Raw genomic sequence first — 25,417 nt, 5'->3', positions numbered from 1 at the left:
GGATGCACTAGGACTTGGCAAATAATAACGGTAGCCACCCCGACATCAGTTAAGCCAAAGCCTCACTAATGCACACAACCAAGACCATATTCAAGAAATCAACTTTACACATTTTCACCAGCCATGTGCTCTCTAAAAAAATTAAATTTCTTTACTCATCTTGTAGTCATTTAAATTATTTAATAAGTATTGAGTAGTATAATAATTACTTTCTTAAATCTTGTCAATACTTTTATTTTGTTTATTCAGAAATTAATTATTCAAAGTGATGAAAAAAAGACCATGATTCAAACGAATCAAGGCCCTTTATGGGATGCTAATATTTAGTTTCTTACTAACTTAACCACAACTTCACATTTTGGTGTTTGTGGCATCATATCAACTGGTTGCATGTATTCAACGTTATAACGATCAGTCAACGTGACTAAATCGCGAGCTAAAGTTGAAGGATTACATGAAACATAAACCAATTTTTCGGGATCAGCTAATAAAATTTGTTCAATTAACTTTTCATCAAGACCGGCACGTGGTGGATCGACAACCATCGCATCAACTTGCAGTCCTTGTTCAAGCCATTGCGGCATGATATCTTCAGCAGTGCCGACTTCGTAATGTGCGTTATCGATTCCGTTTAAAGCCGCATTGAAGTTGGCATCTTTGACAGCATCTTCAATAATTTCCATCCCAACCACTTGTTTAACTTTAGTGGCCATTGAAAGCCCGATAGTTCCAATTCCGGCATAAGCATCGACTAATGTGTCGTGTTTGTTTACGCGGAGGGCACGCCGGGTTTCAGCGTATAAGACATCAGTTTGTGCGGGGTTCAATTGTAAGAAGGCCCGAGCCGATAAACGGAATTGAAGGTTATTGATTTTTTCAGTAATCGCGGTTGAACCAGCTAAATGAATTGTTTCACTTCCCCAAACTAAGGGACTAGTACCTTTATTAACGTTTTGCATAACGGAAGTGACTTCGGGAAGTTCTTCCGCAATACGAGTTAATAAATTATGTTTTTTGAGTAATTTAGGGGTGTTCGTAATGAACGTGACTTGAACGTTACCAGTTTCATTAGCGACCCGAACAACGACCGTTTTTATGATACCAGAATTGGCTTCTTCGTCATAAACGGGGATGCCAAGATCTTCAATCATTTTAACGATGGCCCGCATTACTTTCATAGTAGCAGGCATTTGAACGGAACAGGTTTCTAAATCGACCAGATCATGGCTACCAGGCTTAAATAATCCAGCAGCAACATGACCATCAATCATCCGAATTTGAAATTGGGCTTTGTTCCGATATTCGTAAGGATTTTCCATACCAAGAGTGGCACGAATTTGGTACTTGTTGTAACCTCGAGGTTTGAATTTTTCAAGTGATTGCATGACTAAGTCACGTTTAAATTTTAATTGTTGTGGGTATGAAAGGTGTTCGAGTTCGAAACCACCAACTTCTTCGGCATAGCTATCCCGAGTTGGTACTCGATGCTGGCTTTCCCGACGCATGGTGTGAATTCTGGCACGAATATAACGGTCGGTCACTTCAGTGGCTTCCGCCGTTACTAATTCTTCAGGTAAGGCATTGGGAATGAAGACGATCTTGTGCTTATAGTAGCCAATTCCTTCGCCATTAATCCCGATTTGTTTGATGGTCAGTGGGAAACGAGTTCCAACATCCATTTTGACAGTATCATTTTTGGTGCGATCATAATATGTTTTCATGTGTTTTTCCTATTCATTTGACAATATTCGTTCTACAAAAAGTGCTAACGGTAATTATAACATGGTAACCAAGCCGTGTGTATCATAGTGAGTCAATTCATGATAAAAGATTGATTTAATGGTCAATGCAACCATTAGTTGCGTAATTGTAAAGGGCTGATGGCTTGATAAGTGCGTGTTTGTAAAGAGGGTGTTTGCTATACTTAAGTTATAAATTAATGAGGAGTGATTATGATGGCAAAACAAATCACTGAATTTTCCAAAAAATTAGTTGAATTACGAAAAACCGCGAATTTTTCGCAAGATGAATTAGCTGAAAAAATATTTTTATCACGACAGTCAATTTCCAAGTGGGAGAATGGCGAATCAGTTCCGGATATGAATAATTTGGTTCAACTGGCAAAAGTATTAGAGGTTAGCTTGGATGAATTAGTGCTAGGTGTTGAACCAGTTAATTCTCAAAGCCGATTGATGAAAGAGTTTCTAGATGCTGACAAGTCGGATCAACAGCAACCGATTAATAATGGTTGGAATGGTTAGCTAGATACTGGTGGGTCATTGTTGGAATCATTTGGATGTTGTTAATCTTTTTATAAATGCTCATAAATATAAAAACGGTCAGTGCGTTATGCACTGGCCGTTTCTTAGTTTATATTTAAAAGTTAACTAAATCAGGATCATCAGCAACGCGAGTAGTACCATGTAAACCATCAATGGCCTTCATATCTGAATCGCTAATTGTGAAGTCGAAGATATCAGTATTTTGTTGAATGCGGTCCGCATGGGTTGATTTAGGTAATGGTAAAAAGCCATGTTGCAATGACCAACGAAGCGTTAATTGAGCAGCACTATGACCGTACTTTTCACCAAGTTCATGAAGTAGTGGCACGGATAATAGTTCACCGGTCCCAAGGGGACTATAAGCTTCATTTAAAATATTATATTGTTCATTAGCGTGAATTACTTCAGGCTGCATATCGCTAGGATTTAAGTAGTTTTGGTTAACGGCGGGCGTAATTGTGGCCGTCTTCATTAATGAAGCTAAGTGGTGAGGACGGAAGTTGGATACCCCAATGGCACGAACTTTCCCGGCCTTATAAGCTTCTTCCATTGCTTGCCAGCTTTCCGCATTAATTTGTTCCCAGTTATCACGGAACTCAACTGGATTAGGCCAATGGATTAAGTATAGATCGACATAATCGGTGTCCAAACTTTTTAACGAGTTATCAAGTGCTTTGGTCGTGGCTTCGTAACCATGATCATCGTTCCAAAGTTTAGTCGTCAAAAAAATATCATGACGATCAACATCACTGTCATTGATTGCTTTCCCGACACTGACTTCATTACCATATGCAGTTGCAGTATCAATATGGCGATAACCAGCATCAATCGCGGTTTGAACAGATTGGTAAGCGATGTCACCATCAGCAGACTGCCAAGTACCAAAACCGACGATTGGAATTTTTACATCATTATTCAGGGTATAAGTGTCAATTAGACTTTGCACGTTAAAATTCCTCCAAACTTAATGTGATTAACGCTTAGTTTAACACATTAATGGATGTAATTTAGGAATTATGGCCGGATTTTATCAAAAAATGTAAGCGGTTATTGTTTGTGGAAATAATAATGTTAACCAAAAGTGGCTGTTTTGGCAAAATATAAATAATTAACCCGCCCAATTTTCCATTGTGTAAGCCATTTGCCAAAAGTTTAATTCGTAATTACTGCTTTTTAAGAAAGAATCTTTGATTTGAGCTCGTTCAGCAGAATCGGCTTGTTCACTAAGGTGATCGATAAGTTGCACCATTTGATTCGTGCCACCATCAAATTCAGTACTGGCATAGCTATCTAACCATTCTTGGTAAATCGGCACGGGAGATTGAGCGTTAATGAGCCGATGGCCAATTTCACTGTATAACCAGTAACAGGGTAGTAAAGCAGCGACGGCAGAAGCAGTGGTCCCGTTAGTTAATTCATAGTTCATATGGGTGACATAACTATACGCGGTTGGGGCGATGGGGGTACTTTTAATTTCATCTGCAGTAATCCCAATTTCTTGGAACATAGTGTTTCGAATGTCGAGTTCGCCATCATGCATATCGTTGGCGCCGACTAACAGGATTTCTTTATCCGCGGGATTATCAATTAGTTGGGCAATCTTTTCATGTAAATCACCAAACTGTTCTAAATAATAACGATCCTGTTTGAGATAATAACGAAATTTTTCTAAGGGTAACTTACCAGCGGCTAGTTCAGTGATGAATGGATGTTGATAGCTTAAGTTCCAGACTGGTTGTGCGATTTCAAATAGTTCAGTACTAATTTTTGTCAAAATAAAGAGCCCTCCAGTTAATTTTATCTGGGGGGCTTTTGCATTGAAATTTATGTTGGTTGAAACGTGATTTACTGCACAATTTTCAAGCGTGCTGTAAATCACTTTAACTTCCTACGCCGCCATTACGCGGATCAGGTTCAATGGGTATATTCTCAGCCAAGTTGGCACCCCAGATAATGATATTTAATTGAGTCTACCATAACGATATGCCAAGCTAATGTCAATCATAACCTTAATTAGTTGGTTCTAATCGATGAGTTAGTTATACTTAAGGGATTAATATAATGAGGTGCAGTAATGGCAGTAATTGAATTTAAACAAGTGAGCTATCAGGTCGGCGATAAAAAAATCTTGAATCAATTAGATTTAGAAGTTGCTGACAATGACTATTTAACGATTGTTGGTTTATCTGGTGGCGGTAAAAGTACAATTTTAACGTTAATGGCGCAAATGATTTCGGCAACGAGTGGAGAAATTGACTTCCAAGGCCAAAATGTGATGGAATTAGATCCAGTTAAATATCGGCGAGAAGTTTCATATTGTGTTCAACGACCAGCGCTATTTGGTGAAACGGTTGAAGATAATTTAAAATTTCCGGCTGAAGTTCGGGGTGTTGAATATAATCGTGACCGAGCACTAGAATTAATGGCACGAGTGCAATTACCAGCTTCCATGATGGACCAAAAAGTAATTGAGGTTTCCGGTGGTGAACGACAACGAATTGCGCTTTTACGTAATTTAATGTATTTGCCTAAAGTTTTATTACTAGATGAAATTACAACCGGACTAGATGCGGAAAACAAAGCGATTGTTTGGAACTTGATTCGCGCGGTTCATCAAGAAGAACAAATTGCGATTGTTTCGGTGACTCATGATCAACAAGAAATTGAGAATGCTGAAAAAGTTATTGCGGTGGTTGATGGGAGGATTAGTCGATGAATCTAGTAGTAAGCAATGTATCATTAACGTTAGTGACTGGATTAGTATTGGTTGCGGTCTTTATCAGTTATCGTGAAAAACTTGGTTTGAATAAGGACATTATTATTGGCGTTATTCGGACCGTCATTCAATTAACCGTGGTTGGTTATTTGCTGAAGTACGTGTTTAAAATTAACAACTGGGTCGTTACTTTGCTAATGATTCTGATTATTATCATTAATGCGGCCGATAACGCTCGTAAACGTGGACCTGGAATTGAAAATGCTTTTTTCATTTCATTTATTGCGATTTTAACCAGTACGGTAGTTGTGGTTGGAACGTTGATTGCCACAGGTTCATTAAAAATGATTCCCGCCCAAATCATTCCATTCTCAGGGATGGTTGCCAGTAATACCATGGTCGCGATTGGTTTATGTTATCGAAATCTAAATGCTAGTTTCCGTGATCAACGCCAGCAAGTAATTGAAAAGTTAGCTTTGGGAGCGGAAATTAAATTAGCTTCGCGCTCGATTGTGGCGGAAAGTGTCCGCGCGGGGATGTCACCAACGATTGATTCAGCTAAAACCGTGGGATTAGTTAGTTTGCCGGGGATGATGTCCGGATTAATTATTGCCGGTGTCGATCCGGTTAAGGCAATTAAATATCAAATTATGGTGATGTTTATGTTATTAGCCACCACCGCGATTGGTTCCGTGATTGCTTGTTATCTGGCCTATCGTAAATTTTATAATAGTAAAATGCAATTAAAATAATTCTAAAAAAGCTCAGTTCGCAAAATTTGCGAGCTGAGCTTTAATTTATGAGTCCATCAAGGTATTTAACATTGCTTGAACGGAACCGTTTAAACTATCTTTCGATTTATCATTACCTAAGTGGGTATAGATTTCGCCGACATAGACATTATGTTCAAAGAGCGTATCAAAAACTTGATCAATAATTGGTTGGGTTTTAACTGGTTCTTGGACAGGACCAAATGGATTAGCGAAGAAGGTCGTACTCATACCGACTTCATCAGTGGTTCCAAGTGCAAAGCGTTTGCCATCAACGAAAGTTTGCTTGGCTTCGTTTTTATCATCGAAGCGGTGTAAACCAATTTCAGTATCATAATTATTGGCATAGACCCACATATCGATATGATGATGCGTAACTACACGGTCATAAGTGTTCGCCGGAATAATTACCCGAGCATTTTTTTGTTCAGGGTTTAAATAAACTCCACGATCCATATTGTTAAAGGCAACCGCACTACTCAAATCATCAAGGCGAACAAATGCCCCAATTTCAGTTCCTTGGGCGTATAGACCTTCAGAATCGGATGAATCTAATGTGAAACTACCCATGTCATCAAAAATGGTTTCCATTTTATGAATTTGGTCACCGGCAATTTCTTGCAGGGCCTCAATTGATTCAGACTTACCGGCACCGGAATCGCCAAAGAAGACCACAGTTTTGGTTTTTCCATTTGAAAACTTAATTTTGACCATTGAACCGTGAATTGGTAAGCGATTTTGATAAATCATATGCAAGTTATGCAACGTGAGGCACATTTTTTTCATGTAACCAAAGTAAGTGGTTTGGTTGTTGTAAGGCACTTCACCGACCCAGATGTCATTTTTTTCATCATGGTGATAATGACTAACATCGCCTTCAGTTTGTTTAACCCCGAAGAGCAAAATTAAATCAGGTTTGTGATTAGCGACGTCGGCTTCATCAGCTAGTTCAAAGAGGTTAGCGAGGGCTAAACCACTAACGAAGTAATCTTGATGGAAGTAAATTAGGGCTAAACTTTCACCAATTTTAGCGGGGTAGCAGTACCATTCATCAGGATTGCCATCAAAATGATCAATTGGATTATAATCAACACTTGAAAAAGTGCCTTTGCGTTTGTTACTTTGAGTGTGCATCATCATTGGTGGACGTAACATGATTTTATCAATAAAATTAATTGATTTAAGTTGTTCGTAATCAGATGGAATTGACCATTTGTAAGGTTTAACCATCAATGAAGCATTAGTACCGGCGTTAACTTGACGGTAAGTATGATTAGGAAATCCTTGAACTTTTTCTTCAACCGAACGATAAAGGTTTCTGACTAAGTCATTAAACTTATCATCAATGGCTAAAAATTCACTATTTAAAATTTGATTATTGGTGGCATTCATAACGGAGATTCGTAAGAATGACCGGTAAAATGAGTACAAATTTTCAACGCTGGTTAAAATTTCTTTAGCATCAAAGGATTGATAAACGGTATCGTCATCAATCAAAACTCGTTTAATGATAGCGACGTAATCAACGCTAGTAAGTTGATTGATTTTAGTTTGATGGTTCGGCGTTGAAGTCAAAAAACAATCAATAATGTTGAGGATTTCGTCACTATTGAGTAAATCAAAGACGTTACTAAGATAATTTTGGTTATAATTTAGAACGGCAATCTTTCGATCTAGGTTCAAATAGGTTGAACCATTTTTAATGAAATTCACATTTTCCATTGATAATCATTTTCCTTTCGATTGAGAACGTTGGTGGATATTGAAACTATCATAATACAAGGCGAAACGTGATACAAGTAGATTTATTCACAAATGTAAAATAATATAAATTTATCGTTAAATTTTAATTAGTGATATCTAAAATTAAAAAAATTTAATGTTATTTTTTGATGATATCGTTAAAAATAGGATTGATAATGGTATTGATGTGGTTGGTTAAATCATTAATCTTAAGATTGGAATCATGTTCAAACCAGTTGCTGTAGGTTTCTACTATTCCGGCAGCAATAAAGTTGGCATAAAATTCGGTCTGAATCTGATTGAGAGAAGAATGAGTTTTTAAATGTTGCGCCAATGCTGATGCAAAAATATTTTTACAATCTTCGGTTAAAAATAAATTATTGCGAGCTTTGAAAATATTTTGATAGAAAATATAATGTTGCATTAATAGTTGGTTAAGGCCAAACGTTAATTCATTAATTGATGATGGATCAATTTTAGCTAATAAATTTTTAATTTCAACTAGTAGGCTTTTTTCGAATTTTAAAATAAGTTCATCGATTGATTGATAATGTAAATAGAAAGTTTTACGTTGAATTTGTGCTTCTTTTGCCAGTTCACTGATAGTTATTTTATCTGTTGCTTTTGATTGAATTAATGAAATAAAGGCAGCATTAATCTGATTTTCAGTTTTGATAACTCTTAAATCATTTTTATTTTTCAAAAGATATACCTCGGTTTTGTCTAAAGTTGAGTCATAAGACACATTAAAATCTAAATTGGGTGTTGTTTCATTCACCATGTAGTTTTATTATACACTTGTGTAATAAAAATGGAGGAAATAATTATGTATACAACTAGTCAGATTATTAATAGTATGTCTGTTAATAATCCAAATGTCATTAGCTTGTTGATTGGTTTTGTTGCGGCTAATTCGATTGGAATGTTGGAATATTTTTGGGCGGTTGCTTTGACCATTAAGGAAAAGAAAGGTCCTTTTCCAGTTTGGATGCACACGTTCTTTTTAGCTCATGACTCAACAGCTGCTATTGTATTTTCTGTGTTAGCGATTAAAAATGATTTTTTTTGGTTATTTTCTGTTTTTGCGATTGGCATGTATGTTTGGACGGCGATGGAAATATATTGTTTAGCCATGGAAGTGAAGTATTCACGTCAAGAAAATTGGCAGATGGCTAATTCAACAGCAGTTTCAAAAAGTTATGCCATTAAGAAAGTTGTACAACAAGTGGTTATTATGTACTGCGTTATTAATGTACTCAGATATTTAATGCAAGATACAGCAATGTTTATGTGGCTACCATTAACTAACTTTGTGATGGCAATTGGTCCAGGTTATATGTTAGATAAGAGACAATCTCGCGAAGGAAGCTCAGTATTTATTTATATTTTAATTATAATGGGGACGTTTTTAAACTTTGCACCAAAGGGAATCGGTTTCTTTAGTAGCATTTTACCAACTATTTTTAATCAACCAATTTGGTTTGCAACGGGGATTATATGTATGATTATTGCCGTTATTAACTTGATTAAAATTTTACGGTTACCAGCAAAAAGTCAAAATTTAAGTCGAATATGGTAATAACTTTTATTATTAACGATTTAATTTGATCTGACTTGTGATGTAAGCACTTTTACAGTACAATGAATTCGACAATTAAATAATCATGAAAACACTAGGGGTGTTCGTAGAAGAACTGAGATTTGCTTGCGCAGCAATGTCCCTTGGAACCTGTAAGTTCATACTTGCGAAGGAAAGTGTAAAAATATCAACTACTATTTTTACGCGAATAGTGGTTTTTTTTGTCGAAAAAAGAGTGTGACGGGAAACGTTTAATGCTTGAGGATTAACTAGTTTTCCGGAGCACGTTTCAAAAACGTTGCTGTCTCCCGTTGAACCTGAAAGGAAGCTATCATGCAAATCGAATTACTAGATCAAATCCGGACACAAAATCCCATCGTTTTTAACATTTCTAACTTCGTCACGGTTCAAGATGTGGCGAATGGAATTAACTCAATTGGGGCTTCACCAATTATGTCGGAAGAAATTGATGAATCAGAAGAAATGGTAGCGATTAGTTCAGCGGTTGCTTTAAATTTAGGCGCCTTTACGACGCCACAAGTGGCACATATCAAACGAGTTGGGCAATTAGCCAACCAATACAAAAAGCCATTGATTATTGATCCAGTGGCGGTTGGGGCGATTAAATTTCGCTTAGATGTGGCCGAACAATTATTATCCGATTTCCAAGTAGATGTGATTCGTGGAAATGCCGGTGAAATTGCAGCGTTAGCTGGAATCGATTGGCAAGCTAAGGGAATTGATGCAGGACAAGGTAGTGGTGATTTAGAAACCATTGCTAAAGCTTGTGCGATTAAACGCAACTGTGTCGTGATTCTATCCGGACCAACTGATGTGATTACGGATGGAACAAAGGTTGCTAAAGTTAAGAATGGTACACCGCTATTTCAACTTCATGTTGGATCAGGTGATATGTTAACGAGTATCGTGGGGGCATTTGCCGCGGTCAGTGATAACTATTTTGAAGCAGCTAAAGCTGCCTGTGCTGTGTTTGCAGTGACTGGTCAACTAGTTGCGGAAGAATTAGGTGGCGAATTACCAGGAACCTTCTCGATGAAATTGATGGATAAATTGCATTTAGTAACCCGAGCACAAATTGAAGAAAAATTGAGGGAAGCATAAATTATGGAACAATTCGTACAGGCATTGTCCATCGCTGGCTCTGATAGTGGTGGCGGTGCAGGCATGCAAGCTGATTTAAAAACGATTCAAGAACGACATGTATTTGCGACAACAGTATTAGTGGCGATTACGGCGCAAAACACGTTGGGTGTCGATGATGCGTTTGCTCTACCAACTAAAATTATTGATGAACAATTTACGGCACTGGCAGAAGATTTAGATATTAAGGCTTGTAAGACGGGGATGTTAGCAGACGTTGAACGAGTTCGTACGGTGGTTAAAAATCTTAAAAAATATGATTTCGGCCCATTAACAGTTGACCCAGTTATGATTGCTAAAGGTGGCGCACCATTGTTGAGTGAAGATGCAGTTGAAGTGGTTAAAAATGAGTTGTTGCCACTAGCTACTATTGCCACGCCGAACTTACCGGAAGCGGAAAAATTAACAGGAATTACCATTGAAGATGAAGCTGATATGGAAATTGCTGCGAAAAAATTACAATTGATTGGTGTGAAAAACGTCATGATTAAAGGTGGTCACTTTGTTGGTGATGATCAAAGTAGTGATTTTGTATTACTGGAAGATGGCACATCGTTTTGGTTAACCGCAGAACGAGTTGATACAATTCGGACCCATGGAACTGGCGATACTTTATCAGCTTGTATTACGGCGGAACTTGCTAAGGGTAAATCTGTTGAGTCAGCGATTCGGATTGGTAAAAAGTACGTTGATGAAACAATTCGCCATGGAATCGTGGTTGGACATGGACATGGTCCGCTAAATCATTGGGCTGGCAGAAATAGTGATGAAAGCAACGGTTAGACTTTTAGCATTAATGAATAATTACGATTATCCGAAGTTTGGATGATTGTAATTATAAAATTAAGTGGAGAAGCTTGTTGCTTGAATCCGTATACTTCTATGATCCAGTTATCAACTCAGGAAAAGGAAAAATTAATGAAATTCAAATCAGAAATGTTACGGGTTTATTTAATCGCAGGCACACAGGATGTAAATCACGATGTGGATGATTTCTTAGTTCGTGTCGAAAAAGCGTTGGCGGCCGGAGTCACAGCATTTCAATTTCGTGAAAAAGGTAGCTCACAGTTGGATGCGGCTCAACGTTTGGCACTCGCAGATAAGTGTCGAAAACTAACGACAAAGTATGACGTGCCATTTATTATTGATGATGATTATGAGTTGGCGATTGCAGTCGGCGCTGATGGTGTTCATGTGGGACAAAAAGATCAACGGGTCGAAGAAGTCATTTCGGCGGTCGGGGATGGCATGTTTGTCGGGTATTCATGTAATACTAAGGAACAGATTGATCATGCTAATCAATTACAAAAGATTGCCTATTTAGGTAGCGGACCAGTTTTTCCAACTGGGTCTAAAGCGGATGCTGATCCGGTATTGGGTTTTGAGAAGCTTAAGTCGTTGGTTGATTATAGCAATTTTCCCATTGTTGCGGTTGGTGGTATTACTACTGATAATGCGAAAACAATGGTAGAACAAACTGGAGTAGCAGGTATTTCAGGGATTTCAATGATTATGCAAAGTCCAGATGTAGCGCAAACGGTTAAAGATTTACTGGCAATTTATTAAAAACAAGCACGTAGAAATGATTCGATTTCTACGTGCTTGCTTTTAATTTAAACGAACGAATTTAAAAATAAATCATAATGGTTGTTAGTTGTTGATCGAATTAGCAAATATGCAATAAAGCCATAAACTATAATTGGAATTATGCCGGTGGTACTGAAATTATTAAGTGACTGCGGTGCTGATGATAATGTGCTTACGTTAAATGCAAAGTGAACAATAATGGGAATTATAATACTACGAGTGCGGAGATAGAATATTGATAATATCACTCCGAGTATGCAAGCAGTTATGATTTGTATGAATGTTGAAAATGGTGATTGTGATAAGACGTTAACAACGTGAGTTGCACCAAAGATTATGCTTGAGATAAAAATACTGAATAAAATATAGTTTGATTTATGACGATTTTTAAAAATAATAGTCAATTGGGGAAGTAAATATCCTCTAAAGTATAATTCTTCAAAGATAGATGCAAGTAATAAAATGAAGATGTTAGTAATCAAATTATCGCTATTTAAATGGGGAATGATTAAAATGGCAATTATAATTAGTAAGAATATGACGATTATAGAAATCGGTTTATTTATTTCAAGTAAAATCTTTTGATGTACAAGGCCGATTATTACAATGGTAATGATGAGTGGAATAATTTCTTGAATTACTGAGTAAAGATTAGTCGAAAGCGACCAATATATCTTAGAAAATGCAGTAGTTAATAGGACTAAAATTAGAAGTAAATATGATCCAATTAAATAACATAGTCTTTTGTTAGATTCATGCATAAAATGATCCCTCCACCAAAATAGGTTGAACTATACAAAATAAATTAGGATACCAATTGAGTTTAAACCAATGTGTGTCACAATTGTTTTTGCTAAGCTATTGGTTTTTACGTATATAAAAGGCATCCAAATAAGTGCGATATATCTATAAAAACCAGGATCTGAAAAATCATTTAAACTTTTTAAATGCCAGCACATAAACAAAATGGTTACTAAAACAATTTGAAAAGCTTTAGATAATTTAGATGAATCGGGTTGATTCATACTTTTAAGTAACTGTCCTTGGATAAAGTAAATAAATAGGATGTTTTCAACAAACGGACCGATAATTCCTATCCAAATATGATTCATTACAAGTAGGATTGTTTGGCTTTTGAATTGATCATTAACGGTAGCTAGAAAGTTATTGTCTGAGCCCATTAAGCTTGCTGATGTGTGTCCTGTAATACTCAAAATAATAGCAATGATTATCGTTAACAAGATTTGAAAAAATGCCAGACTTGGTAAATAAAGTAAATAATCAAGTGGTTTTAATTTTCTAAAACTGGCAATTAAAGTTTGACGAACTAAAAAAATAACTAGCATACCTAATATTAATAAGATGCCTACATAAATAAATTCACTTTTACTTATTTTTGCGACAAATGAAGTTAGTACAGATAATGAATATAGTGCTAAAGGTAATAAGTATAAATTTTTTCGTATATTGATTTTAAAAATCTCCTTTACATAGATAAACTTGGTCCACGGAGTTATTATGCGACTAGTGAAATGAATGAATTAAAATAAATTATTAACGTTAGATAGTTAATTATTATCGTAATTAAATACGTAAATCGGGAGAAAAATGACGTTAATAATAAAAGGTTATTCCTGCAATGCTTGTTGATATAATAATGTTTGTAGATTATATTAATTGGAGAAAGATATTATGAAGATCAAATAAACTAAAGCTCATAATTAATAATGGTGATTAATTGCTATACGTAGACACGTTATATGTATTAGTAGCAACTTTTATTCAAACATTAATGATGTTTGTTTTGATGAGATATTTATTACAGGATGGCTATCATTGGCGTAATGCAATAGTTGATAGTTTTTTTGCGTTAATGGTAGCAGTTATTTCATTAATGATATTCGATACTATCTGGATTTTAATCTTGATTGTTTTGGTATTAATTGGTCGATTTGGAAAACAAAATATTAATAATCGGTATGAAAAAGCTATAACTTTTATGGCTGTCTGTATTTTACAAATGATAATTTTATTTAGTACAACGTATATTTTTAGGCTTATATTATTTTTATTTAAGCGTGAGTTCAATTTAAATCTCGCAATTTCGAGTGGTCACTTATTAGTAATTGCTATATCAGTATCAGAATTACTGATTACCATGATTACTGTATATCTTATTAAGAAGTACAATGAAAAATTGCAAATTTTAAAGGGGATAATTAACGATTTTGAGATTAAAAATCAAATTTTTATAATGATTTTAGGGATGTTTATAGCGCTAGTAACGGTATTAGTTATCAGTGAGCTGCAGCGTGTGTTGTCATCTATTTTAGGTGTTTTGATAGTCGTTTTTGTCTTAGTAACTTCTTTAATTTTGTATCAAATGATTATTTTTATTAAGTCTTATTCTATCAGACAAGAAGCAATCAATATTCGTAGACAAAATGTGCAGTTAAACGAATATATGACTAATATTGAACAACAATATACAGAATTCAGAAAGTTTAAGCATGATTATAATAATTTACTTTTGTCGCTTAAAACGATAATTGAAAGTAATGATTCTGAGCAATTAAAATCGTATTATAACGAACTGAGTCAACAAACTCTGAGTACGGAACATAATGATTCTCAGATATTAATTGCCGTGGATAAAATTATTAACGAACCAATTCGTGGATTGCTGATTCAAAAATTTTTTACAGCTCGAAAAATGAAGATGGAATTATCAGTTGAAACCCCAGATATAAAAATTGATATTTCAAATCATGTAGTTTCAATGGTCAGAATTCTAGGCATCTTAATTGATAATGCAATTGAATATTTGAGTGAAAATTTAGAATATGAGCAATTAGTTAAGTGTGCATTTATTGATCATCAAAATTCAATTGAGATTGTAATCGAAAATTCAGCCAATGAACTAATTGATTTAGACCAAATTTTTGAACAAGGGTATACCACTAAAGGGGAAGAACATGGTCTTGGCTTAGCTAATGTGTCAGACTTAGTTCATAAAATTTCCAATTTGTTTATGAGTACCCAACTAAAAAATAATAAAATTCAAATTAGTTTAATTTTAGAAAAGGAGAAATAATTTGTTTCCTGTTTACTTATTAGAAGATGATCTGATTCAACAAAAGTTATATCGACAAATCATCGAAAATACAATCATGATTAACGAATATGCTATGAAACTTCAGATAGCAACGGATAATGTCGGTGAATTTGAACAACAACTATCGCATGTTAATCAAGGGCTATTTTTCTTGGATATGGAAATTGCAGATGACGCGAAAGCGGGTCTTAAATTAGCTGCTAAGATCAGAGAAAAAGTGGATTTTGCACAGATTGTTTTTATAACAACACATGATGAATTATCATTTTTAACCTTACAAAGTCGGATTGCGCCACTTGATTACATTTTGAAGGATTATGGGCCACAAGAAATTCAAAAGCATTTGATTGATGATATAAATTTAGCTAATCAAAATTATGAACAAGAGTTGTATCATCATGCTTGTTTATTTCGGTATAACGTTAGCGATAGATACTTTTCGTTATCAATGAATGAGTTAATCATGCTGGCTACTGATAAAAACCAACCTGGAATTATTACGTTGACCGCAGCGAATCGAAAAGCCACTTTCCCCGGTAATTTGAATATGATAGAAGCTGAATATAAAAATCTTTTTAGATGTGATAAAAGTTATTTGGTTAATTTAGATCAAATGAAGAAGTTTGATGCGCGTGCCAGAATATTAACTTTTAATGATGATAGTGAATGTAAAGTTTCGTATCGAAAAGCAATTGATTTGAAAAGGATTCTCAAAAATACGTAAAAATAATAATTATTTATGGAGAAAAAATGCATATACAAAAAGCTAAATTTTATTTAATTCCGTTATTGGTTTACATCTTAGTGATTAAATTTGCAGTACTAGGATCACTTGTTGAAACGGTAGGTCAGTTTGCGGTAATTGGAATTATTTTAGGAATGTTAGTTATCATTCCGCTTTGGAGTCAGATTAAAATTAGCTTTCGTGAGTTGAAATGGCACTCGATTTTTTATGCCCCAAGTCTATTAATCGCACAGGTCGCTACTTTTTTAATTATTTATTTAATTGCGACTAAAATTGGCCATATTCAAGTAATGTCTACTAGTGCAAATCAAAGTAATTTAAATGGCATGGGTACTTATGCATCGAAAAATATTTTGGTTGGTATCTTATTTTTTATCTTTACGGCGGTAATTGGCCCAATGGTTGAAAATGTTTTATTTCTGTATTTTATTCAAGGAACAGTACTGGTATTTGCAACTAAAAAATTACCTAAAAAACTAGGCATCACCATTAGAATCGTGATAACGGCATTGCTATTTACACTTTGGCACATGACGCATTTATCAGATTTAGGGCATCCGATGTTTTATGAATATTTGTCGTTAATATGGTTAAGTGTAATTTATGAGTATCAACATAGTTTGGCTAAGACGTGGATTGCTCATGCAGGATTAAATACGGTTTCGGCAATCATAATGTTGACGTAATCATTGTGCTAAAATCATAGTAAATATTAGTTAGGAAGAAACTTAAATGATTAAAAAAATTTGGTTTGCAATATTATTATGTGCCACGATAGTTGGTCTTGGTTTAGGCACCACCGCTGAAGCAAAAACAACGGTTAATACGCCCACATTATTTATTCATGGTCTAATGGGTTCACATAAATCGACAGATGGTCTGATTGCGGCGGCAGAAACCAAAGCTAATGGTAAAAAAGTGATGACGATTACTGTTCAGGCTGATGGAACGGTAAATGTTGAAGGATCGTTACCAAGTAAAACCAAGCGACCATTGATTCAAATTAATTTTGCGAATAATGAAGCTAGTACAACTACACAATCACAATGGTTAACTAAGGTTTTGCAATTATTGCAAACTAAATATCATGTAACGAAATATAATGTTGTGGCGCATTCCGCTGGGAACGTTGCCTTTTTCCAAATGGTTACGCAAAAATCGATTAAGCTTCCTAAGTTAAAAAAATATGTCATTTTAGCAGGTCCTTTTAATGGAGTCGTGGGGATGAATGATGTCGCTAATCAAATTAAGCTGTTAGCTCATGATCAGCCGCAGACTTATTATCCAGCTAATGACTATTATCCGGGTTATCAGCAATTATTGGATGCAAGTAAACAATTTCCGAAAAATGTGAAGATCTTAAATATCTATGGAGATTTAAACGATGGAACCAATTCTGATGGGTTAGTAACCATTCAATCAGAACTGTCCATTAATTATCTATTGTATAAACATCATGACAGCATCAAAAATGTTAAGATGACCGGAATTTCACATAGTGGTTTGCATAATAGCAAACAAGTAAATCAAAAATGGATTAAATTTATGTGGTAAAAAATAACCAACTAATCTTAGAAGTGAATTCTAGGTTAGTTGGTTTTTGCGCTCTAATCTAGCTTCAAGCTACAACTTTCTGCGCCTAACTAATAATCGCCACCATCCAAAGTGCGGATAATGACGATTATCTGTTAGTGCTCAAAAGCTATCATGGCTTTCGGCACTCTAATCTGGCTTCACTCGTCAAACTCGTCACCTAATAAAAAAGCAATCACAACTCATGAAGCGAGTTATCATTGCTTTTATCATTAGTGCTCCGAGTCTAAGCGCCTCTTTCAGCACTATCTTAATTCGGCTTCAAGCCACAACTTTCTGCGCCTAACTAATAATCGCCACCATCCAAAGTGCGGATAATGACGATTATCTGTTAGTGCTCAAAAGTTATCGTGGCTTTCAGCACTATTTACCTTTACCAGCTTGCTTTTTTAACACCAGGGATTTGTCCCAAGTGAGCGTAATGCCAGAAGTTCAAACGAGACATTCCAAAGTCGCGCATATATCCGCGTGGACGTCCGTCCAGTTGGTCGCGGTTATGACGACGTGTTGGTGAAGCATTGCGTGGTAATTTGCTTAAAGCTTCGTAATCATGCGCAGCTTTTAATTGTTGACGCAATTCTGCATATTTTGCAATCGTTGCATCAATTTTAGCAGCTTTTGCAATTTTAGATTTTTTGGCCATTAATGGTCCTTTCCGAGCAATAAACTTAAATAACGTGGTTAAGAGTAAATCTTTCACTTACTAAAAGCAAGTAAACTGTTTCGAAATGAAAGGTTAGGGGCTAATGTTGGGATAAGCAGCTTCAAACGGTTACAATAATAGTAGTAATCAATAGGAGGTATATTTATGAAGTCAGATGAGAGTTTATATCATACAACCGCGGTGAACGATAACGGCGTGAAAGGTCATGCTTATATTGTTGGGGATGGCGAATTAGATGTTAAAATTAGTAGTCCTCGAAAACCAGATGAAGCCGGAGCTAACCCAGAGCAGTTATTAGGGTTAGCGCAAGCGACTTGTTTAGCAGCCACTTTAGAAACCATTCAAGCTGGTAAAGGGATTGAGTTTCAGAGTGAAGTTCGTGTCGGTGTTGATATGAAATATGATACTCATGGCTTGCGGTTTGTGGTGCAAGTTCAAGCTAAAATTCCAAATGTTGAGCTAGTTGAAGCGCAAAAAATGTTAGATTTTGCCGAAAGTCGTTGTCCTGTTTCTAAGTTATTGAGTGGCAATGAGGATGTTTCAGTTGAATTGGTAGACAAATTTACCGTTTAAAGATTGCTTATCAAATAAGTCTTACTTTTATTCGGATTCCTTCATATTTTCTTCACACAGTCTCGGTATAGTTACACCATACCAATTAAACCTCTTTTCATTTACTCCTCCAAAGTAATGAAAACAGTAGCTGGAAAGCAGCTACATCCTACTCCTAAATGATCAGCTTACCCGGGCTGGTCATTTTTTTATGAGTTCATTTGCAAAGGCAAGCAGACTGTAATAAAATGAATACAGATATAAAACACGATACATTTTAAGTAGACGTTTAGAAAGTCGCTGGTTGATGAAAAGCGTCCGTCGAAATTCCGGTGTATAAATGTGGGCGGGTAATGCCGCACGGTTGATTGACCGTTATCAGTTTTCAAAGTGTGTCAGTGATGGCAAACTTGGGTGGTACCGCGGAAAGAGTCACTTCGTCCCAATGAGGGAGAAGTGACTCTATTTTTATACCAAAATACGAGGAGAAAAATTATGTTAGATATTAAGAAAATGCGCCAAGATCCAGATCATTATAAGGAACGCTTAGCTCAACGTGGGACACAACCAGCTGATTTAGATGCAATTTTTGAATTGGATGACAAACGTCGGAACTTAATTAAAGATACCGAAGAATTAAAGGCGAAACGCAATGATGTTTCAAAACAAATTGGTGCTGCCAAACGGAATAAAGAATCAGCTGATGATGCGATTGCCGAAATGCAGGCCGTTGGTGATAAAATCAATCAAATTGATCAAGAATTGAATGAAGTTACTGAACAATTCCAAGACCGGATGGCTCATTTACCAAATATGCCACATGATGGCATTCCCGTCGGACCTGATGAAGATTCAAATGAAGAATTTAAAAAAGTTGGCACGATTCCAACTTTTAGTTTTGAACCAAAAGCTCATTGGGATGTTGCTGAAAACTTAGGTATCCTCGATTTCGAACGTGGTGCTAAAGTTTCTGGTGCACGTTTTGTCTATTATGTTGGTCTTGGTGCTCAATTAGAACGTGCGGTCTATAATTTCATGTTAGACGAACATATGGCAGAAGGTTATACCGAAATTTTGCCTCCATACCTAGTGAACGACAAGACAATGTATGGAACTGGTCAATTTCCTAAGTTCAAAAAAGATGTTTATCAAATTAATAATGAAGATCAAGAATTAACGTTGATTCCAACGGCTGAAGTGCCACTGACTAATTATTTTTCAGATGAAGTAATTCCAAGTGAAAACTTACCAGTTTATGTGACGGCTTTAACGCCATCATTCCGTTCTGAAGCTGGTTCTGCCGGACGTGATACTCGTGGATTGATTCGAATGCATCAATTTAATAAGGTTGAAATGGTCAAATTTGCTAAGCCAGCTGATTCATATGCTGAATTAGAAAAAATGACCGCCAATGCTGAAAGTATTTTGCAAAAATTAGGCTTGGCATATCATGTAATTAAACTTTCAACTGGTGATATGGGCTTCTCTGCCGCTGAAACTAATGATCTTGAAGTTTGGATGCCAGAACAAAATATTTATCGTGAAATCTCAAGTTGCTCAAATACGCAAGATTTCCAAGCACGTCGAGCACACATTCAATATCGTGATGATGAAGGCAAGTTGCAATACGTTCATACCTTGAACGGATCTGGTCTGGCCGTTGGTCGGACCGTTGCTGCCATTCTTGAAAATTGTCAAAATGAAGATGGTTCAGTAAACATTCCGGAAGTACTAGTCCCTTACTTCCATGGAATTACTAAAATTACTAAAGAAAACGCAGTTCCATTTAGAAAAGTACTAAAAAAATAAAGCTAATAAAAATAACAGATACCTCAATTTAATGAGATATCTGTTATTTATTTTAAAAGTTTAATTCCAGTAAGGTTCGTCACCATAAGAAAGGTGAGTGGAATCTTCTTCCCAAACATCAAAATCTTGTTGGAGACGTTCAATTTCTTCGTGCGCACGTTCAACCGCATTGGCACCAGCAAGGAAATGAAGTGGTGGATTAGTGACTTTACTTAATTTTACGATGGCTTTAGCAAGTAGTTCTGGTGAACCATCTTGTTGACCGGAGTTACCTTCAAACACCGTGGTGTTGTTATGGGCAGTATTTTCGTAATCAGCAATGGTTGAATCAGCAGCTTGATGTGAGCGACCAGCCCAATCAGTTCTAAATGGGCCGGGTTCAACATTGGTAATTTTAATGCCTAAAGGTTCAACTTCATAAGCTAAACCCTTTGAAAATCCTTCAACGGCATGTTTAGTTGCATTGTAGTAAGCAATTCCAGCGCCACCAAGAATACCGGCAACTGAAGAAATGTTAATAATTTGACCTTCTTTTTGACTACGCATGATTGGTAAGACGGCACGAGTCATGTTAGTGAGTCCCCAAAAGTTGGTATCCATTAATGAACGAACTGCAGCTTCATCAGTTTCTTCAACTGATCCAAAGTAACCCCAACCAGCATTGTTAACTAAGACATCAATGCGTCCGAATTTATCAATCGTATCGGCAACGGCCTTGTCGATTTGTTTTTGATCGGTCACGTCTAGTTCTAATAGTAAGGTATTCTTGTTGTCAGTCCAGTGTTGAATCTTTGCGACATTTCGAGCGGTTGCCACAATTTTTGCATCGGTTTTTTGTAATTCTTCAACTAGCATTTTACCAAAACCGGTTGAAGTGCCTGTGATTAACCAAACTTTTTCTGCTGTCATTAATGAGTTCCTCCAGATAGTCTATTTATCAGTCATGATAGCATTTTCAAGGTTACGGTACAAATATAGTCCTTTAATCTAACTTTAATTTTCTGGTTGACAATCAAGATGAAATTCGTATAATTGAACTATTAATCAAGTGATGAAAACAGAGAGTCGATGAATGGCTGTGAGTCGATAATGAAATGGCGTAACATAATGGATGGTTCCGATATCAACCGCAAGAGTCAATTTGGAGATACTCCAGATTGTAAAACTTGGGTGGAACCGCGTTAACTATAAATTTAACGTCCCTGGTACGAATCTTCGTGCCGGGGACTTTTTTCGTTAAAAGGACTTAATTACTTTAGGAGGAAATCATGGAAGATCGTAATTTATCACGCTCATTACAAAGCCGCCACATTCAAATGATTGCGATTGGTGGCGCCATTGGAACTGGATTGTTCTTGGGATCTGGGAGTGCCATTCGAAAAGCTGGTCCATCAATTATTTTATCGTATTTAATTGTGGGCGTGTTCTGTTTCTTCATGATGCGGGCAATTGGTGAGTTATTATTGTCAGATACTTCTAAACATTCATTTATTGATTTTGTGAAAGAATATTTGGGTGACCGGATGGAATTTATTACCGGTTGGACTTATTGGTCATGTTGGTTGAGTTTAGCAATGGCTGACTTAACAGCAACCGGAATCTACTTACGTTATTGGTTCCCTAATTTACCACAGTGGGTGGGACCGTTGGTTATTATCCTCTTACTATTAATGATTAACCTTTTAAATGTTGGGTTATTTGGGGAACTTGAATCGTGGTTCTCGATGATTAAAGTAGTAGCCATATTAGCGTTAATTGTGGTCGGTTTTGGCTTAACTATCTTCCATTATCATGTTGGAACCTCAACCGCTTCATTTAGTAACTTATATTCACATGGGGGCTTTTTCCCCACTGGTCCGGTTGGTTTCTTAATGTCGTTTCAAATGGTTGTGTTTGCGTTTGTTGGGATTGAGATGGTTGGTTTAACGGCTGGTGAAACTAAGAATCCTGAGAAAGACTTACCAAAGGCAATTAACAGTTTGCCAATTAGAATTGGACTATTTTATATTGGTTCAATGATTGCGATTATGATGGTCTCGCCATGGGATAAGATTACGATGACTTCAAGTCCATTCGTCCAGGTCTTTTCTGGAATTGGAATTACCAGTGCCGCTGCCATTTTAAACTTTGTTGTATTAACCGCGGCAATGTCAGCTACGAACAGTGCGATCTTTAGTACTAGTCGGACATTACATGCACTAGCCACTGGTGGAAATGCGATGCAACGATTTGCAAAATTAAGTCGTCATATGGTACCTAATACCGCATTGCATTTTTCATCCGGAATTTTATTTGTGGTTGTAATATTGAATTATATAATGCCAGAAGGGATTTTTAATTTAATCTCAGGTGTTTCGACCATTAACTTTGTCTTTGTCTGGTTGATTATGCTGTGGTGCCATTTGAAATTTCGAAAAGTACAACCAGAAGGGGTCAAGAAGTTCTTGATGCCAGGTTATCCATACACCGATTATGCGAGCTTAATTTTCTTTATTGCGGTGTTGATTTTTCTAACCTTCGATCCTGAAACTCGTTTATCGTTGATGGTTTCAATCGTGTGGTTCGTCGGTTTATTCATCACCCACTGGTTAATGAATCGAAATAAAACTAAATTAGACTAGTAAAATTTGATTTGCATATTTTGCTAAACATGATATAATTTTTCATTGAAGAACACGTTACGTATCCGAATCACAAGAGAGATTAGGGCCAGGCTGAAATTCTAATCGTTAATATCGGAGTAGTAATACTATCTTATAAGATAGTTTACCGAAATAAGGTAAACCGGAGAGCGCACGTTATTGCCTATCAGAGATAAGAGCAAATTTAGTTTGTTCTTAAAGATGGGTGGCACCACGTCAATTTATAAATTAACGTCCCAGGAATCATTATTAATGATTCCTGGGATTTTTATTTGCAATCATTTTAGTTCATTAGGAGGACATAGGAATATGGCACAAGTACAATTACTTTATGTTGACGGTTCAGTTGAAAAAGTCGACAAAGAATCAGACGCAGCATTACAGGCACTACGCCAAACCACTGCATTATTAACCGCAGCAGCATTACATCAACAATTTGATGGGATTCGTTTAGGCGATAACCAAGCAACTGATGATGGGTTCTTTATTGATTCTGATAAGGATGAAATCCAAGTTTCTGCTGATGAATTAGAAGCTATTGCAACAATTGTGAAAGCTTTTGGTAAAAATAAGGCAAAAGTTGAATTTGAATCAGCTGATTTAGCTGACGCAAAAGCACTATATCCTAATGATAAATTCCAACAAGAATTATTTGAAGATCATGCTGAAAATGGCAAAGTAGCCTTGTTTAAGGTTGGTGATTTTACCACTATCGCTAGCGGTGCCGTTTTAAACTATGTTGACGTAGTTAAAAACTTTGAATTACTTTCAGTTGCTGGTGCATATTGGAAGGGGATGTCATCAAATGACATGCTTCAACGTATTTATGGAACAGTTTTCTTTAAGAAAGACGATTTAGAAGCTGATTTAGTTCGTCGTCAAGAAGCCAAAGAACGCGATCATCGTGTGATTGGTAATGACCTTGATTTATTCTTCGTTGATCCTAAAGTTGGTGCCGGTCTTCCTTACTGGATGCCAAATGGTGCAACCATTCGTCGTACGATCGAACGTTATATCATCGACAAGGAAGTTTCAAATGGATATAACCACGTTTATACCCCAATCTTAATGAACTTAAATGAATATAAGACTTCAGGTCATTGGCAACATTATCGTGAAGACATGTTCCCACCAATGGACATGGGTGATGGCGAATTGTTGGAATTGCGTCCAATGAATTGTCCTAGCCATATTCAAGTTTACAAACATCATATTCGCTCATATCGTGAACTACCTTTACGGATTGCTGAACTTGGCATGATGCATCGTTATGAAAAATCTGGGGCCCTTTCTGGTCTACAACGGGTTCGTGAAATGACCCTTAATGATGGTCACACATTCGTTACACCTGACCAAATTGAAGAAGAATTTAAGAGTATTCTTGATTTGATGATCAACGTTTATCATGATTTTGACATCAACGATTATACGTTCCGTTTAAGTTATCGTGATCCTAAAAATACTGACAAGTACTTTGATGATGACGAAATGTGGAATAATGCTCAAACAATGTTGAAGCAAGCCATGGATGACATGAACTTGAACTATGTTGAAGCTGAAGGAGAAGCTGCTTTCTACGGTCCTAAGTTGGATGTTCAAACAAAGACTGCCTTAGGTAATGAAGAAACGCTTTCTACTATTCAATTAGACTTTATGTTGCCAAAACAATTCGACCTTCATTATGTGGGTGAAGATGGCAAGGATCATCGTCCAATCATGATTCATCGTGGAGTTATTTCAACGATGGAACGATTCACGGCTTACTTAACTGAAATGTATAAGGGTGCTTTCCCAACTTGGCTTGCACCAAAACAAGTTCAAATTATTCCAGTTCGTGAAGATACCCATGCTGAATATGCTGATCAAGTTCGTAATGAATTAGCTGCAGTTGGTATTCGTGCCACTGTTGATCACCGTAATGAAAAAATGGGTTACAAGATTCGTGAATCACAAACCCATAAAGTTCCATATACGTTAGTGGTTGGTGATAGCGAAGTTGAAAACGAAGCCGTTTCTGTTCGTAAGTATGGTGAACAAGAACAAGTTTCGAAGTCAAAGGCTGATTTCACGAGTGAAATTATTGCTGATTTGGCAACTTATTCAAGAGAAAAGTAAAAATAGAGCGTTCATCAATTCGGTAATCATTGAGCACTAAAATAAATAACGATATTATCCGTAGTTTGGATAGTGTCGTTATTTTTATTAGGTGGAGATGATTGAATTGATGAACGCGTTTCAAAATAGAGTGTGAAAACTCGCGGTTATCTTCCGTGATATACGAAGATTTACCTATGATAGTGATTTTATATCGTGGGTAAATGTTTGTTATATATTAGGAAGTTGTGAGTTTGAGCACGTTTTAGAAAATAAAGCCAAATGATGAGAATTTTTATTGTCTGGCTTTATTTTAGTTAGGTGAGAAAGCTGGTGATTTGAACACGTTTTAGATCAGCAAGAAA

General features: G+C 36.2%; 24 protein-coding genes, 2 riboswitches and 1 other annotated feature (1 of these 27 cut by a window edge). Of the genes, 15 read left to right on the top strand and 9 right to left on the bottom strand.

What is annotated here, in order from left to right; all coding sequences use genetic code 11:
* Positions 1–170: a binding site (T-box leader), on the bottom strand; it reaches 79 nt to the left of the window's first position.
* Positions 171–323: 153 nt separating this feature from the next.
* Complete coding sequence (gene rlmD / locus FC70_RS00735; protein WP_057889129.1) at positions 324–1,721, bottom strand: 23S rRNA (uracil(1939)-C(5))-methyltransferase RlmD; 1,398 nt, start codon at positions 1,719–1,721, stop codon at positions 324–326.
* Between the two features lie 234 nt (positions 1,722–1,955).
* On the opposite strand from rlmD, the gene FC70_RS00730 reads away from it, so the two are divergent.
* On the top strand, positions 1,956–2,261 hold the full coding sequence (locus FC70_RS00730) for a helix-turn-helix domain-containing protein (RefSeq protein ID WP_057889128.1): 306 nt from the start codon (positions 1,956–1,958) through the stop codon (positions 2,259–2,261).
* A gap of 115 nt (positions 2,262–2,376) precedes the next feature.
* Here FC70_RS00730 and FC70_RS00725 read toward each other — a convergent pair whose 3' ends face one another.
* A complete protein-coding gene (locus tag FC70_RS00725) occupies positions 2,377–3,228 on the bottom strand; it encodes an aldo/keto reductase (RefSeq protein ID WP_057889127.1) in 852 nt (283 codons plus the stop codon).
* Between the two features lie 162 nt (positions 3,229–3,390).
* A complete protein-coding gene (tenA, locus tag FC70_RS00720) occupies positions 3,391–4,056 on the bottom strand; it encodes a thiaminase II (protein ID WP_057889126.1) in 666 nt (221 codons plus the stop codon).
* Between the two features lie 94 nt (positions 4,057–4,150).
* Positions 4,151–4,241: riboswitch (TPP riboswitch) on the bottom strand.
* A gap of 115 nt (positions 4,242–4,356) precedes the next feature.
* Here tenA and FC70_RS00715 point away from each other — a divergent pair.
* Both FC70_RS00715 and FC70_RS00710 read left to right on the top strand, forming a co-directional pair.
* Complete coding sequence (locus FC70_RS00715) at positions 4,357–4,998, top strand: ABC transporter ATP-binding protein (protein ID WP_057889125.1); 642 nt, start codon at positions 4,357–4,359, stop codon at positions 4,996–4,998.
* Entirely contained in the window at positions 4,995–5,750 is a 756-nt protein-coding gene (locus FC70_RS00710; protein WP_057889124.1) for an ABC transporter permease, read from the top strand. The genes FC70_RS00715 and FC70_RS00710 overlap by 4 nt, the downstream gene beginning before the upstream one ends.
* A gap of 45 nt (positions 5,751–5,795) precedes the next feature.
* On the opposite strand, the gene FC70_RS00705 is transcribed toward FC70_RS00710, so the two are convergent.
* Both FC70_RS00705 and FC70_RS00700 read right to left on the bottom strand, forming a co-directional pair.
* Complete coding sequence (locus tag FC70_RS00705; RefSeq protein ID WP_057889123.1) at positions 5,796–7,490, bottom strand: phosphoenolpyruvate carboxykinase (ATP); 1,695 nt, start codon at positions 7,488–7,490, stop codon at positions 5,796–5,798.
* A gap of 160 nt (positions 7,491–7,650) precedes the next feature.
* Complete coding sequence (locus tag FC70_RS00700; RefSeq protein WP_162253430.1) at positions 7,651–8,289, bottom strand: TetR/AcrR family transcriptional regulator; 639 nt, start codon at positions 8,287–8,289, stop codon at positions 7,651–7,653.
* A 48-nt stretch (positions 8,290–8,337) separates the two neighbouring features.
* Here FC70_RS00700 and FC70_RS00695 point away from each other — a divergent pair, with 48 nt between their 5' ends.
* The 4 genes from FC70_RS00695 (at position 8,338) to thiE (ending at position 11,817) form a co-directional block, all read left to right on the top strand.
* Positions 8,338–9,090 carry a hypothetical protein gene (locus FC70_RS00695; RefSeq protein ID WP_057889121.1) on the top strand — a complete coding sequence of 251 codons (753 nt, stop codon included), beginning with the start codon at positions 8,338–8,340 and terminating at the stop codon, positions 9,088–9,090.
* Positions 9,091–9,176: 86 nt separating this feature from the next.
* Positions 9,177–9,282: riboswitch (TPP riboswitch) on the top strand.
* 141 nt (positions 9,283–9,423) lie between these two features.
* A complete protein-coding gene (gene thiM / locus FC70_RS00690; RefSeq protein WP_057889120.1) occupies positions 9,424–10,212 on the top strand; it encodes a hydroxyethylthiazole kinase in 789 nt (262 codons plus the stop codon).
* Between the two features lie 3 nt (positions 10,213–10,215).
* Complete coding sequence (thiD, locus tag FC70_RS00685; RefSeq protein ID WP_420835975.1) at positions 10,216–11,034, top strand: bifunctional hydroxymethylpyrimidine kinase/phosphomethylpyrimidine kinase; 819 nt, start codon at positions 10,216–10,218, stop codon at positions 11,032–11,034.
* Positions 11,035–11,169: 135 nt separating this feature from the next.
* Positions 11,170–11,817: a thiamine phosphate synthase gene (gene thiE / locus FC70_RS00680; protein ID WP_057889150.1), complete on the top strand. Its 648-nt coding sequence runs from the start codon at positions 11,170–11,172 to the stop codon at positions 11,815–11,817.
* A gap of 47 nt (positions 11,818–11,864) precedes the next feature.
* On the opposite strand, the gene FC70_RS09540 is transcribed toward thiE, so the two are convergent.
* Complete coding sequence (locus FC70_RS09540) at positions 11,865–12,599, bottom strand: CPBP family intramembrane glutamic endopeptidase (protein ID WP_083478586.1); 735 nt, start codon at positions 12,597–12,599, stop codon at positions 11,865–11,867.
* A gap of 30 nt (positions 12,600–12,629) precedes the next feature.
* A complete protein-coding gene (locus tag FC70_RS00675; protein WP_057889118.1) occupies positions 12,630–13,184 on the bottom strand; it encodes a CPBP family intramembrane glutamic endopeptidase in 555 nt (184 codons plus the stop codon).
* Between the two features lie 461 nt (positions 13,185–13,645).
* Between FC70_RS00675 and FC70_RS00670 the strand changes: the two genes are divergently transcribed.
* From FC70_RS00670 to FC70_RS00655, 4 genes are read left to right on the top strand one after another with little or no spacing between them, the layout of a single operon-like run.
* The gene (locus FC70_RS00670; RefSeq protein ID WP_162253429.1) at positions 13,646–14,932 is read left to right on the top strand and encodes a sensor histidine kinase; all 1,287 of its coding nucleotides are present in this window, start codon (positions 13,646–13,648) and stop codon (positions 14,930–14,932) included.
* Position 14,933: 1 nt separating this feature from the next.
* The gene (locus tag FC70_RS00665) at positions 14,934–15,677 is read left to right on the top strand and encodes a response regulator transcription factor (RefSeq protein ID WP_057889116.1); all 744 of its coding nucleotides are present in this window, start codon (positions 14,934–14,936) and stop codon (positions 15,675–15,677) included.
* A gap of 26 nt (positions 15,678–15,703) precedes the next feature.
* Positions 15,704–16,384, top strand: coding sequence for a CPBP family intramembrane glutamic endopeptidase (locus FC70_RS00660; protein ID WP_057889115.1), 681 nt, complete (start codon positions 15,704–15,706; stop codon positions 16,382–16,384).
* A gap of 46 nt (positions 16,385–16,430) precedes the next feature.
* Complete coding sequence (locus FC70_RS00655; protein ID WP_083478585.1) at positions 16,431–17,252, top strand: alpha/beta hydrolase; 822 nt, start codon at positions 16,431–16,433, stop codon at positions 17,250–17,252.
* Between the two features lie 412 nt (positions 17,253–17,664).
* Here FC70_RS00655 and rpsN read toward each other — a convergent pair whose 3' ends face one another.
* Positions 17,665–17,934 (bottom strand): 30S ribosomal protein S14, encoded by a 270-nt coding sequence (gene rpsN, locus FC70_RS00650; protein WP_057889114.1) that lies wholly within the window; start codon positions 17,932–17,934, stop codon positions 17,665–17,667.
* Between the two features lie 165 nt (positions 17,935–18,099).
* On the opposite strand from rpsN, the gene FC70_RS00645 reads away from it, so the two are divergent.
* Together FC70_RS00645 and serS are read left to right on the top strand one after the other, a co-directional pair.
* Positions 18,100–18,528, top strand: coding sequence for an OsmC family protein (locus FC70_RS00645; protein ID WP_057889113.1), 429 nt, complete (start codon positions 18,100–18,102; stop codon positions 18,526–18,528).
* A gap of 474 nt (positions 18,529–19,002) precedes the next feature.
* A complete protein-coding gene (gene serS, locus FC70_RS00640; protein ID WP_057889112.1) occupies positions 19,003–20,316 on the top strand; it encodes a serine--tRNA ligase in 1,314 nt (437 codons plus the stop codon).
* A 60-nt stretch (positions 20,317–20,376) separates the two neighbouring features.
* Here the strand turns inward: serS and FC70_RS00635 are convergent, their stop codons facing one another.
* Positions 20,377–21,225: an oxidoreductase gene (locus FC70_RS00635; protein ID WP_057889111.1), complete on the bottom strand. Its 849-nt coding sequence runs from the start codon at positions 21,223–21,225 to the stop codon at positions 20,377–20,379.
* A gap of 359 nt (positions 21,226–21,584) precedes the next feature.
* On the opposite strand from FC70_RS00635, the gene FC70_RS00630 reads away from it, so the two are divergent.
* Both FC70_RS00630 and thrS read left to right on the top strand, forming a co-directional pair.
* The gene (locus tag FC70_RS00630; RefSeq protein ID WP_172457062.1) at positions 21,585–22,937 is read left to right on the top strand and encodes an amino acid permease; all 1,353 of its coding nucleotides are present in this window, start codon (positions 21,585–21,587) and stop codon (positions 22,935–22,937) included.
* Between the two features lie 330 nt (positions 22,938–23,267).
* Positions 23,268–25,073 (top strand): threonine--tRNA ligase, encoded by a 1,806-nt coding sequence (thrS, locus tag FC70_RS00625; protein WP_083478584.1) that lies wholly within the window; start codon positions 23,268–23,270, stop codon positions 25,071–25,073.
* The last annotated feature ends 344 nt before the right edge of the window (positions 25,074–25,417 follow it).

The organism is Paucilactobacillus oligofermentans DSM 15707 = LMG 22743 (genome assembly GCF_001434315.1).
GTDB lineage: Bacteria > Bacillota > Bacilli > Lactobacillales > Lactobacillaceae > Paucilactobacillus > Paucilactobacillus oligofermentans.
Note: the sequence above shows the minus strand (reverse complement) of the source record. Positions and strands in the feature narration are given on the sequence as shown.